Source organism: Mycobacterium sp. NGS19, assembly GCF_059813155.1.
This window is the reverse complement of sequence record NZ_JCALEB010000002.1, coordinates 662,507-676,440: the sequence shown is the minus strand read 5'-3', so window position 1 is coordinate 676,440 and position 13,934 is coordinate 662,507. Positions and strand designations below refer to the sequence as shown.

General features: G+C 66.7%; 16 protein-coding genes. 10 read left to right on the top strand and 6 right to left on the bottom strand.

Annotated features, from left to right (window positions below; translation table 11 throughout):
- Positions 1 to 71: 71 nt before the first annotated feature.
- Positions 72 to 944: a LuxR C-terminal-related transcriptional regulator gene (locus tag AC5Y4N_RS08630; protein ID WP_499904793.1), complete on the bottom strand. Its 873-nt coding sequence runs from the start codon at positions 942 to 944 to the stop codon at positions 72 to 74.
- 385 nt (positions 945 to 1,329) lie between these two features.
- On the opposite strand from AC5Y4N_RS08630, the gene AC5Y4N_RS08625 reads away from it, so the two are divergent.
- The 3 genes from AC5Y4N_RS08625 (at position 1,330) to AC5Y4N_RS08615 (ending at position 3,405) form a co-directional block, all read left to right on the top strand.
- Positions 1,330 to 1,956, top strand: coding sequence for a response regulator transcription factor (locus tag AC5Y4N_RS08625; protein ID WP_499906274.1), 627 nt, complete (start codon positions 1,330 to 1,332; stop codon positions 1,954 to 1,956).
- A 109-nt stretch (positions 1,957 to 2,065) separates the two neighbouring features.
- The gene (locus AC5Y4N_RS08620) at positions 2,066 to 2,704 is read left to right on the top strand and encodes a response regulator (protein ID WP_499904796.1); all 639 of its coding nucleotides are present in this window, start codon (positions 2,066 to 2,068) and stop codon (positions 2,702 to 2,704) included.
- 62 nt (positions 2,705 to 2,766) lie between these two features.
- On the top strand, positions 2,767 to 3,405 hold the full coding sequence (locus tag AC5Y4N_RS08615; RefSeq protein ID WP_499904799.1) for a response regulator: 639 nt from the start codon (positions 2,767 to 2,769) through the stop codon (positions 3,403 to 3,405).
- A gap of 6 nt (positions 3,406 to 3,411) precedes the next feature.
- Here the strand turns inward: AC5Y4N_RS08615 and AC5Y4N_RS08610 are convergent, their stop codons facing one another.
- Entirely contained in the window at positions 3,412 to 4,554 is a 1,143-nt protein-coding gene (locus tag AC5Y4N_RS08610; RefSeq protein WP_499904802.1) for an acyl-CoA dehydrogenase family protein, read from the bottom strand.
- A gap of 19 nt (positions 4,555 to 4,573) precedes the next feature.
- Between AC5Y4N_RS08610 and AC5Y4N_RS08605 the strand changes: the two genes are divergently transcribed.
- Genes AC5Y4N_RS08605 through AC5Y4N_RS08595 form a run of 3 tightly spaced genes read left to right on the top strand, consistent with a single transcriptional unit; the run spans position 4,574 to position 7,406 of the window.
- Positions 4,574 to 5,662, top strand: coding sequence for a Re/Si-specific NAD(P)(+) transhydrogenase subunit alpha (locus tag AC5Y4N_RS08605; protein ID WP_499904804.1), 1,089 nt, complete (start codon positions 4,574 to 4,576; stop codon positions 5,660 to 5,662).
- Positions 5,662 to 5,985 (top strand): NAD(P) transhydrogenase subunit alpha part 2, encoded by a 324-nt coding sequence (locus AC5Y4N_RS08600; RefSeq protein ID WP_499904806.1) that lies wholly within the window; start codon positions 5,662 to 5,664, stop codon positions 5,983 to 5,985. Before AC5Y4N_RS08605 ends, AC5Y4N_RS08600 begins: the two co-directional genes overlap by 1 nt.
- Complete coding sequence (locus AC5Y4N_RS08595; protein WP_499904809.1) at positions 5,982 to 7,406, top strand: NAD(P)(+) transhydrogenase (Re/Si-specific) subunit beta; 1,425 nt, start codon at positions 5,982 to 5,984, stop codon at positions 7,404 to 7,406. Before AC5Y4N_RS08600 ends, AC5Y4N_RS08595 begins: the two co-directional genes overlap by 4 nt.
- Before the next feature lie 3 nt (positions 7,407 to 7,409).
- On the opposite strand, the gene AC5Y4N_RS08590 is transcribed toward AC5Y4N_RS08595, so the two are convergent.
- Together AC5Y4N_RS08590 and AC5Y4N_RS08585 are read right to left on the bottom strand one after the other, a co-directional pair.
- On the bottom strand, positions 7,410 to 8,228 hold the full coding sequence (locus AC5Y4N_RS08590) for a glycoside hydrolase family 16 protein (RefSeq protein WP_499904813.1): 819 nt from the start codon (positions 8,226 to 8,228) through the stop codon (positions 7,410 to 7,412).
- A gap of 45 nt (positions 8,229 to 8,273) precedes the next feature.
- Positions 8,274 to 9,014: an HAD-IIA family hydrolase gene (locus AC5Y4N_RS08585; RefSeq protein ID WP_499906276.1), complete on the bottom strand. Its 741-nt coding sequence runs from the start codon at positions 9,012 to 9,014 to the stop codon at positions 8,274 to 8,276.
- 79 nt (positions 9,015 to 9,093) lie between these two features.
- On the opposite strand from AC5Y4N_RS08585, the gene AC5Y4N_RS08580 reads away from it, so the two are divergent.
- Entirely contained in the window at positions 9,094 to 9,870 is a 777-nt protein-coding gene (locus AC5Y4N_RS08580; protein WP_499904816.1) for an SDR family oxidoreductase, read from the top strand.
- Positions 9,871 to 9,920: 50 nt separating this feature from the next.
- Here the strand turns inward: AC5Y4N_RS08580 and AC5Y4N_RS08575 are convergent, their stop codons facing one another.
- Entirely contained in the window at positions 9,921 to 10,049 is a 129-nt protein-coding gene (locus AC5Y4N_RS08575; RefSeq protein WP_499904819.1) for a hypothetical protein, read from the bottom strand.
- Between the two features lie 121 nt (positions 10,050 to 10,170).
- Here AC5Y4N_RS08575 and AC5Y4N_RS08570 point away from each other — a divergent pair, with 121 nt between their 5' ends.
- Entirely contained in the window at positions 10,171 to 10,854 is a 684-nt protein-coding gene (locus tag AC5Y4N_RS08570; protein ID WP_499904822.1) for a TetR/AcrR family transcriptional regulator, read from the top strand.
- Positions 10,854 to 11,291, top strand: a complete 438-nt coding sequence (locus AC5Y4N_RS08565) for an SRPBCC family protein (RefSeq protein WP_499904824.1) — start codon at positions 10,854 to 10,856, stop codon at positions 11,289 to 11,291. Before AC5Y4N_RS08570 ends, AC5Y4N_RS08565 begins: the two co-directional genes overlap by 1 nt.
- 85 nt (positions 11,292 to 11,376) lie before the next feature.
- Here AC5Y4N_RS08565 and AC5Y4N_RS08560 read toward each other — a convergent pair whose 3' ends face one another.
- Entirely contained in the window at positions 11,377 to 12,063 is a 687-nt protein-coding gene (locus tag AC5Y4N_RS08560; protein ID WP_499904826.1) for a GntR family transcriptional regulator, read from the bottom strand.
- Between the two features lie 163 nt (positions 12,064 to 12,226).
- Between AC5Y4N_RS08560 and fadD5 the strand changes: the two genes are divergently transcribed.
- The gene (fadD5, locus tag AC5Y4N_RS08555; RefSeq protein WP_499906278.1) at positions 12,227 to 13,867 is read left to right on the top strand and encodes a fatty-acid--CoA ligase FadD5; all 1,641 of its coding nucleotides are present in this window, start codon (positions 12,227 to 12,229) and stop codon (positions 13,865 to 13,867) included.
- Positions 13,868 to 13,934: the final 67 nt, after the last annotated feature.

The following is a 13,934-nucleotide window of genomic DNA, read 5'->3' as shown; positions in this document are numbered from 1 at the left end:
TCACCTGCACCCGTCCGGCCCAACGATAGGCCACTCGGTGCCGGCCTTCGGACCGGCGGTCGCAGGCGGGGCTACGCCCCCACAGGGTCGGCGACGGGGAAGTGCCGGTCGGTGGTCCGGGACAGCGCCGCCGCCTCAGCGCGGCTGCTGACCCCGAGTTTGGTCAACAGGCTGTGCACGTGGTTCTTGACGGTGTGGACGGCGATGCACAGTCGATCTGCGATATCCCGGTTCGACAGGCCCATTTCCAGCATGCGCAGAATCTCGGCTTCCCGCGCTGTCAGGACGGTGTGCTTGCCGAGCGGCTGTCCCTTCGCGGCCAACGCCGACAGCCGGCGAAGCAGAATCGCCGATACCCGCGGCGAAACCGACGACTCTCCGGCGGCAACCCTGCGCATCAGCGCCACTAGGTCCTCGAATGACTCCGTGCGCAGGTGGTAGCCGGCGGCACCGGCCTCCGCGCAGGCCACGATCTGTGCTTCGTCGTCTTCGGACACTCCGAGCACGATCACCCGTGTGCTCTGCCGGACCTCGAGAATCTGGCGCAGCAGTCGGACGCTTTCGTGAGTGTCGATGTTCAGAAGGACGACAGCGGGCTCGCATTCTTCGAGAGCGGCGAGCGTCGACCACACGTTCCACGCGAGTACCGGTGGGACGCCTGAATTTTCGGTGAATTTGGCCGCGAGGGAGTCGAGGTGCAGTATGCAGTCGTCGACGATCAGAACGCCCGTGTCGACGTGCGGGCGCTCGGGTGTGGAGTTGGACGCAACCCGATGGTCGGAGGCCGAACGCGCATCCAGGCCGACGGTTTGGTGATGCAGGATGCCCGCCGACCGCAGCCTGCCGTCGGCAGGGCTGGCCGGCCGATCTCTGGCCTCGCGGCCGCCGAGTTGTATGCCGTCGGTGCGTCGATCGCCTCGTGGGGGCGCCGCAATGTCAACCATGATCGGGTCCTTCGCGTTCGGCCGCAATGCGGCGGGACGAGCCGTACCGGCTCGGCCTCGGTGCCGGTCCAGATCGTTGTGTTCACTTTCGGGGATCGCCACGACCCTGTCTGTCGGCAAACGGCTGACGGACAGGATGAATCCGGGTTAGCCGTTTGGTCGATCGGGGCTTTTCGCGGGTTCTCCGGTCACCGCATTTGCTGCGCGACCCCACAAGCCCAGCAGGCGTTTTCCGAGACGACCCGATGGATTTCTGTGCTTTTGCTGAACGCAAACAGTCGACTTTTTCCACAAGAGGAGTACTCCTCGTCCACCGAACGGATAGCGGTAGTGGCCGATCGGTGGACTGCCAGGGGAACGATTTGCTACTACCGTTAGTCACGTGATGGTGCGGGTCCTGGTCGCTGACGATCATCCCTTGTACCGCGATGGTGTCGTGCGCGCGCTGGAAGCATGCGGTGCCGTGGACGTCGTTGCTGAGGCGGGTGACGGCGCTTTGGCGCTCGAGCTGATCAAGCTGCACGAGCCCGACGTCGCCGTGCTGGGTTATCGGATGCCCATTCTGGACGGCACCCAGGTTGCCTCGGCGGTAAGGCGTGAGCAGCTGCGGACGCGGGTGTTGCTGGTCTCCGCGTACGACGAGCCGCCCGTCGTCTACCACGCGCTGCAACAGGGCGCGGCAGGGTTTTTGGCAAAGGAAACCGGCAGAACGGAGATGGTCAATGCGGTGCTGCACTGCGCGAAGGGCCTCAACGTCTTGACGCCAGCCCTGGCCAGCGGTCTGGTGGGGGAGATACGCCGGCGCGGCGAGCCGCAGATGCTGCTGAGTTCGCGCGAGCGGGAGGTGCTCGACCTGATTGCGCGTGGCCGCAGTATCGCCGGAATAGCCGAGGACCTGTTCTTGGCGCCGTCGACGGTCAAGACGCACATCCAGCGCTTGTACGAGAAGCTCAACGTCAGCGATCGCGGGTCGGCTGTCGCGGAGGCCATGCGGCGCGGATTGGTGGAATAAGCGGCCTGCAGTTCGGGCCGAAAGTATTCCTGGCCGTCTCAGACATTCGTTTGCGGCAGAGACGACGGCGGTGGGAAACTGTCCGCATCCTACGATCAGCTGCTCCCCGGTGAACGAGTTGGTACGGGTAATCGTCGGCGACGATCACCCGCTCTACCGAGACGGAGTCGTGCGCGCCTTGGTGTCCAGCGGCGCCGTGGAAGTCGTGGCCGAAGTCGCCGATGGGTCGTCGGCACTGGACCTCATCAGAAGCCTCGAACCCGACGTGGCCGTGCTCGACTTCCGGATGCCGGTGCTCAACGGCGCCCAGGTGGCGGCGGCGGTCCGACGCGAAAACCTAAGCACCCGCGTGCTGTTGGTATCGGCATTCGACGACCCGCCGATCGTCTACCACGCGCTGCAACAAGGCGCCGCGGGTTTCCTGGCGAAGGAGAGCAGCAGAAGCGAGATGGTCAACGCGGTGCTCGATTGCGCGAGAGGGCTCGATGTGCTGGCGCCCGCACTGGCCACGGGTCTGGTCGCCGAGATCCGGCGGCGCAACGAAGACACTTCTGCATCGCTCACCTCCCGCGAACGCGAGGTGCTGGAAATGATCGCCAAAGGCACCAGCATCGCGGTGATGGCGCGGACACTCTACGTCGCGCCGTCGACCGTCAAGACCCACGTCCAGCGGCTCTACGAGAAACTCAACGTCAGCGACCGCGGCGCAGCGGTCGCGGAGGCAATGCGCCGGGGGCTGCTGCAATAGCTCGCCGTGCCGCCTTCGTATTCGGCGGCTCGTCGCGCCGGCGCTGTGCCAAGCTTTTTCGCATGACACCCAAGGTGCGGCTGGTGGTGGGCGACGACCACCCGATGTTCCGCGAAGGCGTGGTGCGGGCGCTGGTGACCAGCGGTGAAGTGGACGTGGTGGGCGAGGCCGACGACGGCGCGGCGGCGCTGAACCTGATCAAGCAACACCAGCCCGATGTCGCGCTGCTGGACTACCGCATGCCCAACATGGACGGTGTCCAGGTCGCAGCGGCGGTGCGCCGCGACGAGCTTCCGACGCGGGTGCTGCTGTTGTCCGCCCATGACGAGTCCGCGGTCGTCTACCACGCGCTGTCCGCAGGCGCGGCCGGCTTCTTGCCGAAAGAGTCGTCCCGGTCACAGATTCTCGCCGCGGTCCTCAACTGTGCGAAGGGTCGCGACGTGGTGCCGCCGGAACTCGCGGAGGGCCTGGCCGCGGAGATCCGCCGCCGCGCCGAGCCGGCCGGGCCCACGCTCACCGCTCGCGAGCGGGAAGTGCTTCGGCTGATCGCCGACGGGTTGACCATTCCCGCGATCGCCAAGCAGCTGTATCTGGCGCCGTCGACCGTGAAGACCCATGTGCAGAGGCTCTACGACAAGCTGGGCGTCGGCGACCGGGCGGCCGCGGTCGCCGAGGCGATGCGCCGCAAGCTGTTGGAGTGACGTCCGCTAGCTCCTGGTCAGCGCGCGGGCGATGACCAGACGCTGGATCTGATTGGTGCCTTCGAAGATCTGCATGATCTTGGCTTCGCGCATGTACCGCTCGACCCGGTAGTCGCGGGTGTAGCCGACGCCACCGAACACCTGCACCGCGTCCGTAGTGACTTTCATCGCCGCGTCGGTGGCGATCAGCTTGGCGACGCTGGCCTGGGTGGAATACGGGCGGCCCTGGTCGCGTCTGCGGGCCGCGTCGAGGTAGGTCGCCCGCGCGCTGGCCACCGCGGCGGCCATGTCCGCGAGCACGAAGCCGAGGCCCTGGTGGTCGATGATCTTGCGCCCGAACGTCGTGCGCTCGTTGGCATAGGCGCATGCCTCGTCCAGCGCCGCCTGCGCCAAACCCACCGCGACCGCGGCGATGCCGAGCCGGCCTGAGTCCAAGGCCGAGAACGCGATCTGCAGGCCTTGGCCCTCCGCGCCGATCAGCCGGTCGGCGTCGAGGCAGGCGTTGTCGTAGAACGCCGACGTGGTGGGCACGGCATGTAAACCCATCTTCTCCTCGGGTTTGCCGAACGTCAGACCCTCGAGTCCAGCAGGCACCAGAAAACAGGACACGCCCCGTGAACCCGTTGCGGTGCGGGCGAACAGGACGTAGAAGTCGGCGCGGCCACCGTGGGTGATCCACGACTTCGATCCGTTGATCACGTAGCCGCCGTCGACGGGTTTGGCCGCGCAGCGCAACGCCGCCGCGTCTGAACCGGCCTGCGGCTCCGACAGGCTGTACGCGCCGATCTGCGCACCCGACAGCATGCCCGGCAACCAGCGGTGTTTCTGCTCGTCGGTGCCGAACGTCAACAGCGGATGGCACGCCAAGCTGTGCACGCTGACGGCCACCGCGACGGCGGCCCAGCGGGCGGCGATCTCCTCGAGGACCTGCAGGTACACCTCGAACGGCTGACCACCGCCGCCCCACTCCTCGGGCTGCGGCAGGCTCAGCAACCCGGCCGCGCCGAGTTGGCCGAATACGCCCTCGGGATATGATTCCGCTTTCTCGTGGGCGTCGACGACTGGCGCCAGCACCTTGTCGGCAATGTCGCGGACAAGTGTGATGAGGTCAGCCGCCTCCTCGGACGGCAGCAGGCGGTCGACAGGCATGCAGCAACATTAGGGCGACATGACAGAACAGCAGTTGAGCATCGGGGTGGTCCGAGAGTCGGCCGAGGGCGAGCGCCGAGTGGCGCTGGTGCCCAAAGCGGTCAGTGGGCTCGCGGCGCGCGGGCTGGCGGTGGTGGTCGAGGCCGGCGCCGGTGAGGGCGCGTTGCTTCCCGACGACCTGTATACCGAAGCCGGGGCGACGATCGGCGATGCGTGGTCCGCCGACGTCGTGGTGAAGGTGGCGCCGCCGACGGCCGACGAGGTGAGCCGGCTGCACGGCGGCCAGACCCTGATCGGGTTCCTCGCTCCGCGCGACGCCGACAACCAGGTCGAGGCCTTGAAGAAAGCGGGTGTGCAGGCGTTCGCGCTCGAGGCGATCCCGCGCATCTCGCGCGCTCAGGCGATGGACGCGCTGTCGTCGCAGGCCAACGTCGCCGGTTACAAGGCGGTGCTGGTGGCCGCCAACGAGGCGACGCGGTTCTTCCCGATGCTGACCACCGCGGCGGGCACGGTGAAGCCGGCGACCGTGCTGGTGCTCGGCGTCGGGGTGGCAGGCCTGCAGGCGCTGGCCACTGCCAAGCGCCTCGGTGCCCGCACCACGGGTTACGACGTGCGTCCCGAGGTCGCCGAGCAGGTCCGGTCGGTGGGCGCACAGTGGCTGGACCTGGGGATCGACGCGGCCGGCGAGGGCGGCTACGCCCGCGAGCTGACCGACGAGGAGCGTGCCCAGCAGCAGAAGAAGCTCGAAGAGGCGATCAAGGGCTTCGACGTGGTGATCACCACCGCGCTGGTGCCGGGTCGGCCCGCGCCGCGGCTCGTGACCGCCGAAGCGGTGGCCGGAATGGCGCCCGGCAGCGTGGTGGTGGACCTTGCCGGCGAGGCGGGCGGCAACTGTGAGCTGACCGAGCCGGGGCGCACCGTCGTCAAGCACGACGTGACCATCGCCTCGCCGCTGAACCTGCCCGCGACCATGCCCGAGCATGCCAGCGAGTTGTATTCGAAGAACATCACCGCTCTGTTGGAGCTGCTGGTCAAGGACGGCGCGCTGGCGCCCGACTTCGGCGACGAGATCGTCGCGGCCGCCTGTGTCACTCGAGGAGACAACTGATGTACGGGGGACTACTAGCCAATCTGGCGATCCTGGTGTTGTCCGGGTTCGTCGGCTTCGCGGTGATCTCGAAGGTGCCCAACACCTTGCACACACCGCTGATGTCGGGTACCAACGCGATCCACGGCATCGTCGTGCTCGGCGCGCTGATCGTGCTGGGCAATCTCGAACACCCGGCGATCGCGCTGCAGATCATCTTGTTCGTCGCGCTGGTGTTCGGCACGTTGAACGTGATCGGCGGGTTCGTCGTCACCGACCGCATGCTGGGCATGTTCAAGGGCAAGAAGCCGGTGAAGGTCGAGACGAACGGGCAGGGCCGATGAACAACCTGATCGCCGTCCTCTACATCGTCGCGTTCTCGATGTTCATCTACGGCCTGATGGGACTGACCGGGCCGAAAACCGCCGTGCGCGGCAACTGGATTGCGGCGGCCGGCATGGCCGTCGCGGTGCTCGCGACGCTGATCCTGATCCGCCACACCACCAACTGGCCGCTGATCATCGCCGGGCTGCTCTTGGGTGTGGTGCTGGGCGTGCCGCCGGCGCGCCTGACGAAGATGACCGCCATGCCGCAGCTGGTGGCGCTGTTCAACGGCGTCGGCGGTGGCACCGTCGCCCTGATCTCGCTGTCGGAATTCATTGAGACGCATGGCTTTTCGGCATTCACGCACAATGAGGAGCCGACGGCGCACATCGTCGTGGCGTCGTTGTTCGCCGCGATCATCGGCTCGATCTCGTTCTGGGGCTCGCTGATCGCGTTCGGCAAACTGCAGGAAACTCTGCCGCAGCGGCCGATCGGCCTGCCCGGCAACGCGCAGCAGGTGCTCAACGCGGTGCTGCTGCTGGGGGCCATCGCCTGTGCGATCGTGGTCGGCCTGGGCGCTCATCCCGACGGCGGCGTTCCGCTGTGGTGGATGATCGGCGTGCTGGCCGCCGCCGGAGTGCTGGGGCTGATGGTGGTGCTGCCGATCGGCGGTGCCGACATGCCTGTGGTGATCTCGCTGCTGAACGCGATGACCGGATTGTCAGCTGCCGCAGCCGGTTTGGCGCTGAACAACACCGCGATGATCGTCGCCGGCATGATCGTCGGCGCCTCCGGCTCGATCCTGACCAACCTGATGGCCAAGGCGATGAACCGGTCCATTCCGGCGATCGTCGCCGGCGGATTCGGCGGCGGCGGAGTGGCCGTCGGCGGCGGAGAGGGCGTGGACCGCACGGTCAAGTCGACGTCCGCGGCCGACGCGGCAATTCAAATGGCCTACGCCAACCAGGTGATCGTGGTCCCTGGCTACGGCATGGCGGTGGCGCAGGCGCAGCACGCGGTCAAGGACATGGCCTCGCTGCTGGAGGACAAAGGTGTGCCGGTGAAGTATGCGATCCATCCCGTCGCGGGCCGGATGCCCGGGCACATGAACGTGCTGCTGGCTGAGGCCGACGTCGAGTACGACGCGATGAAAGAGATGGACGACATCAACGACGAGTTCGCCCGCACAGACGTCGCGCTCGTCATCGGCGCCAACGACGTCACCAACCCGGCGGCCCGCAACGAGCCGAGCTCGCCGATCTACGGCATGCCGATTCTCAACGTCGACAAGGCCAAGTCGGTGATCGTGCTGAAGCGGTCGATGAATTCAGGCTTCGCCGGCATCGACAACCCGCTGTTCTACAGCGAGGGCACCACGATGCTGTTCGGGGACGCGAAGAAGTCCGTCAGCGAGGTCACCGAAGAACTGAAAGCGCTGTAGCGGCTACCAGACCCGGATGTAGTCGACCAGCATCTGGGCCGGGTAGGTGCCCGGCCGGGGATCACCGCCGCCGGAACCGGCGACCGCAAGGTTGAAGATCGGGTACACCTTGTAGCCGGGGTTGTTGAACGGCCAGTCCGCCAGCGAGTGCGCCGCAACGGTGAAGTACGGCTGGGCTCCGTCGGTGTAGTCCTTCCAGAACCGCATCCCGGACTCGTCCCACTGGACGCGCCAGGTGTGCCAGGCGTTGTCGATCGCGATGTTCTGCGTCGCCCACTCGGAGCCGTTCGCCTTCGCGTGGACGGTGGTCGCCGACGGCCAGTTGCCGTTGCCGTACCACTCGACGACATCGATCTCGCCGTCGGCGTCACTGGACAGCCAGAAAGCCGGCCAGGCACCCGCCGTCAGGCAGTCGAGCTTCATGCGGGCTTCCCAGGTGTGGCCGATGCCGCCTTCCCAGGTGGTGTTGACCTTGCCGCCGTAGTAGGTGTTGCCTTCCTTGAAGGCTTTGATGACGAGGTTGCCGTTGCCGTCGAGGAACACGTTGCGGCGGTCGTCGCGGTATTGCCCGACGTTCTCCGGCAGCTCCCAGTACGTCGGGTCCTTCATGGTTTCGCGTGCCTTGGCGATCATCCACTTCGACGGATCGGGGGCTGAGCCGGCCGGTCCGTCGAACTCGTCATGGAAGATGTAGTTCCCCGACTGGCCGCTGGATGGCGCAGCCTTGGCGGTGGGCAGGACGTTCGGCAACGGGGTCGCGGCGACTCCCAGCAGTCCCATCCCGGTCATCAGCATCATGCGACGGCGATTCAATTCGGGCACAGCCCACCATAGAACGTGGCCGCCGCCCGCGGTCGCGCAACCCGCCTAGACCAGTTCGATGGCGTCGGCGATCGACTGCAGGATCCGGCTCGGCCGAAACGGGTAGCGCTCCACGTCCTCGAGCGTCGTCGATCCAGTGAGCACGAGGATGGTCTCCAGTCCCGCTTCGATCCCGGCTACCACGTCGGTGTCCATCCGGTCGCCGATCATCACCGTGCTCTCGGAGTGGGCTTCGATCCGGTTGAGCGCGCTGCGGAACATCATCGGGTTCGGCTTTCCGACGAAGTACGGGGTGCGGCCGGTGGCCTTGGTGATCAGCGCGGCCACCGAGCCCGTCGCCGGCAGCGGCCCCTCCGCCGAAGGGCCCGTCACGTCGGGGTTGGTCGCGATGAACCGGGCGCCGCGCAGAATCAGCCGGATCGCCTTCGTGATCGCCTCGAACGAGTACGTGCGCGTCTCGCCGAGCACCACGAAGTCGGGGTCGATGTCGGTGAGCGTGTAGCCCACCTCGTGCAGTGCCGTGGTGAGCCCGGCTTCGCCGATCACATACGCCGACCCTGCGTGCAACTGGTCGTCGAGGAAGGCCGCGGTCGCCAGCGCCGACGTCCATATCGACTCCTCCGGCACATGCAAGCCGGAGCGGGCCAAGCGGGCAGCCAGGTCACGCGGCGTGAAGATCGAATTGTTGGTCAGCACAAGGAATCTGCGCTGCTTGTCGACGAGCCGCTGCAAGAACTCGGCCGCTCCGGGCAACGTGTGCTCTTCGCGAACCAGCACGCCGTCCATATCGGTCAGCCAGCACTTGGGCTCTTGCCGCACCGGACCAGTCTGTCAGCCGGATCGGCCGGGCCTCAGACTGGTGCCTATGGTTGCTGAACTGTTCCGGCTCGACGGGAAGGTCGCCGTGGTCACCGGCGGCGGCCGGGGGATCGGTCTGATGATCGCGCGAGGACTGTTGGAGGCCGGCGCGAAGGTGTATCTGTCCAGCCGCAAGGCGCACGAACTCGACGCGGCGGTCGAGGCGTTGTCGCCGCTGGGTTCGGTGTCGGCCATCCCGGCCGATCTCGGCACCGCCGACGGGGTGAACGCCCTCGCCACCGCGCTGGCCGATCGCGAGGAGGCGGTCCATGCGTTGTTCAACAACGCGGGCATGGCGTGGGGCGCCCCATTTGACGAGTTCCCTGAGTCGGGCTTCGACAGGATCCTCGCGGTCAATATCAAAGGCGTCTTCATGCTCACCCGTGCGCTGGTGCCGTTGCTGAAGGCGGCGTCGACGCCCGAGGATCCCGCGCGGGTGATCAACACCGGCAGCATCGACGGCATCCGGCCACCGGCCCGAGGTCGCGACAACTTCTCCTACAGCGCCAGCAAGGCGGGCGTGCACATGCTCACCCAGCACCTTGCGGGCGAGCTCGCGCCCGACATCTTGGTGAACGCGATTGCGCCTGGCCTGTTCCCATCCCGGATGACGAAAGCGATCCTGGCGCCGGGCGCCGAGGCGGTGGGCGCCGCGCTGCCGTTGGGGCGCATCGGTCGGCCCGACGACATGGCCGGAATCGCAGTGTTTCTGGCTAGCCGCGCCAGCACCTACATCACCGCAGCGGTGATACCGGTCGACGGCGGCGCGAGCGTGTTGCGCTAGGTGTCAGGTTGCGAACGTAAAGCACGTTCACGTTCGCGGATGACGTGGCGTCAGACCGGGGGATAGGCCGGCGGGGGGTAGCCGCCGCCCGGGCCCGACACCCCGCGCAACGCCCAGCCCAGGTAGTTGAAGAAGTACTCGATCTCGTCGCTGGCGTCGTAGTCCGGGTTCGGATCCACGGAGCACCCCCTCGTCGTCGGCTTCCGCGCCGAGTCTAGCCCGCACCCCGGGCGCGAAGAAGTGAGTAATCCAACCGGTTGATTGAGCTGAGGCTCGCGGCGGGAAATATAGTGAATCGCCATGCGAGCATCCAGCAGCTCACCACAGGAGAACGGAGCGGAGCTCTCGCGCCGCGAGGAGCTGTTGGCCGTCGCCACCAAGCTGTTCGCGGCGCGCGGTTACCACGGCACCAGGATCAACGACGTCGCCGACGTGGTCGGCCTCAACAAGGCCACCGTGTACCACTACTACGCCAGCAAGTCGCTGATCCTGTTCGACATCTACCGCGAAGCCGCCGACCGCACGGTCGCCGCCGTCCATGACGAGCCCGGGTGGTCTGCGCGTGAGGCGATCTTCCACTTCACCCGTCGGCTGCTGGAGAACATCGCCAACAACATCGAAGGCGCGGCGGTCTACTTCCAGGAGAGTCCTTACATCACGGAGTGGTTCACCGAAGAGCAGGTGGCCTACGTCCGTGCCGCCGAGACCACGGTCTACGAGCACGTCCGCGACGTCATCGACCGGGGAATCGCCAGCGGCGAGTTCTACGAATGCGACTCCCACGTGCTGGCTCTTGGCTACATCGGGATGGTGCTGGGCGCCTACCGCTGGCTGCGGCCGACCGGCCGGCGAAGTGCCGAGGAGATCGCGATCGAGTTCAGCACCGCGCTGCTGCGCGGCCTGATCCGAGACGCGGCCGTGCGCGAGGAATCGCCGCTCGGTGTGCCGCTGGGTGCCGTGCCGACGCCGGAGCCGCAGCCCTGATGCCGGTGGTCAGCAAGACCGTCGAGGTGGCAGCCACACCGGAGACGATCATGTCGATCGTCGCCGACTTCGAGGCCTATCCCGAATGGAACGAGGAGGTCAAGGGCTGCTGGGTGCTGGCCCGCTACGACGACGGGCGGCCCAGCCAGCTGCGGGTGGACGTGTCGATCCAGGGCATGGACGGCACCTACATCTGCGCGGTGTACTACCCCAGTCCGGCTGAGATCTACACGGTGCTGCAGCAGGGCGACCTGTTCTCCAAGCAGCAGCAGAATTTCTCGGTGGTGGGCATGGGCCCGACCTCGCTGCTGACCGTCGACCTGGACGTCGAAACCAAGATGGCGGTCCCCAAGACCATGGTCAAGAAGGTGGTCAACGACGCGCTCGACTACCTGGCCGACAACCTCAAGAAACGTGCCGAGCAGCTCAGCGCCTAGCCTGCGCCTAGCGCCGAGCGCCGAAACGGTGACTGGCGCGGACTTTTTCGAGTAACGGCCGCGTGGAATACCGTTTCGGCGCAACTCAGGCCCAGATCCCCGACGACTCCAGGCGCGCGATCAGCCGGTGCACGCCGTCGTCGAACTGCCAGGTGGTCAGTGCCACCACTTCTGCGGTGTCGCGACGACGCAGCGCCGCCACCAGCCGGCGGTGGTTGTCCACCGCCAGCGCGCCCCACTGCGGGTCACGAGCGTAGATCAGCGGCGGCATGTAGCGCGCCACATGCAGCAAGAACCATGCCAGCTTGATGCGCCCGCTCGCCACGTTGAAGGTGCGGTGAAACGCGAACTCCGCGGTCGCCACCGCGTCTGCGTCCGCGTCGGCGACTGCGTCGGCCAAGGCGTCGGCGCAGTGGGCCAGCTCGTCGAGTTCGGCGTCGGTGATCCGCTCGGTGGCGCTGACGGCCAGCTCCTTGGCGATCGTGGATTGCAGCCAGAAGATGTCCTCGACGTCGCGGCGCGACAGCGGCGCCACCACGTGACCGCGGTGCGGTTCCAGCAGCACCATGCCCTCGCCGCGCAGGGTGCGCAGCGCCTCACGCACCGGGGTGATGCTGACGCCAAGCTGCGCCGCGGTCTCGTCGAGGCGGATGAAAGTTCCGGGCAGCAGTGCGCCGACCATGATCTCCGCGCGAAGATGCGCGGCGACTTCGTCGGAAAGCTGTTCGCGTCGTACGGTCTTCGGCTTGCCCGGCACCGCGGGTGCGTTCACCGGCCCCTCCCCGCATGACGATCGCACGCTCGCAAGAGGCTTGTCCCTCCGCGGCCGAGGCCATAGTGTGACCGGGCACGAGAATTTTTGATCAAATATCAAGTCGGCGCAACCCTGAGAAACCGCGGGAGCAGATTAGGTGAGCAGTCAGCCGTCAAACGGAATCTCTTTGCAGGACCACTCGTTGGCCACCGAGCAGCCTTATCTGGCCCGTCGCCAGAACTGGACGAATCAGCTGGCGCGCCACGCGCTGATGCAGCCCGATGCCACCGCGCTGCGGTTTCTGGGCCAGACCATTACCTGGGCTGAGCTGAAGCGGCGGGTGGACGCACTGGCCGACGCGCTGCACCGGCGCGGGGTGGGCTTCGGGGATCGGGTGCTGATCCTGATGCTCAATCGGCCCGAGTTCGTCGAGTCGTACCTGGCCGCCAACACGCTCGGCGCCATCGCCGTGCCGGTCAATTTCCGGATGACCCCCGCAGAGATCGCCTTCCTCGTGAGCGACTGCGAGGCCAACGTGGTGGTCACCGAATCGGTGCTCGCCAAGGTAGCCACTGCCGTGCGCGACATCGACCCGACGCTGGCCACGGTCGTCGTCGCCGGCTCGCCGACCGAGGACGGCGTACTGGGCTACGAGGACCTGATCGCCGAAGACGGCGAAGCCCATCCCGTCGTCGACATCCCCAACGATTCGCCGGCGCTGATCATGTACACCTCCGGCACCACCGGACGGCCCAAGGGCGCGGTACTCACCCACACCAACCTGGCCGGCCAGGCGCTGACGTTCCTGTTCACCAACGGCGCCGACATCAACCACGACGTCGGCTTCATCGGCGTCCCGCTGTTCCACATCGCCGGTATCGGCAACACCATTCCGGGATTGTTGCTGGGACGGCCCACGGTCATCTACCCGCTGGGCGCATTCGACCCCAACGAGCTGCTCGACGTGCTCGAGGCCGAGAAGGTGACGGGCATCTTCCTGGTGCCCGCTCAGTGGCAGGCGGTATGCGCCGCACAGCAGGCCAGGCCGCGCAACCTCGCGCTGCGGGTGTTGTCCTGGGGCGCCGCACCGGCTTCCGATACGCTGCTGCGCCAGATGTCGGACACGTTCCCGGGCACGCAGATCCTGGCGGCCTTCGGGCAGACCGAGATGTCGCCTGTGACTTGTATGTTGTTGGGAGAGGACGCAATTCGCAAACTCGGCTCAGTCGGCAAGGTCATTCCGACGGTCGCCGCGCGCATCGTCGACGACGACATGAACGACGTCGCCGTCGGGCAGGTCGGCGAAATCGTCTACCGGGCACCCACTCTGATGGCCGGCTACTGGAACAACCCCGAGGCCACGGCCGAGGCGTTCGCGGGCGGCTGGTTCCACTCCGGTGATCTCGTCCGCCAGGACGAGGAAGGCTACATCTGGGTGGTCGACCGCAAGAAAGACATGATCATCTCCGGTGGAGAGAACATCTACTGCGCCGAGGTGGAGAACGTGCTGGCGGCGCATCCGGCAATCATCGAAGTAGCGGTCATCGGTCGTCCCCATGACAAATGGGGTGAGGTTCCGGTAGCCGTTGCGGCCGTTGCTGACGAGAAGATCACCCTGGCTGATCTTGACGAATTCCTGACGGAGCGGCTGGCCCGGTACAAGCACCCGAAGGCGCTCGAGATCGTCGATGCGCTGCCGCGCAACCCCGCTGGCAAAGTGCTCAAAACCGAACTGCGCGTGAGGTTCGGCGGGGCGGCGGCCGGGGTCGCCGGCCAAAGCGACTCTGCGCCAACAGTTTCTGCCGGGGCGACGGACAGTTGAGCAAGGGAGACTTGTTTGCTAACGGATACAGCGTCAATCGCGCGGATGCGGTGTACTGCCGAGAATC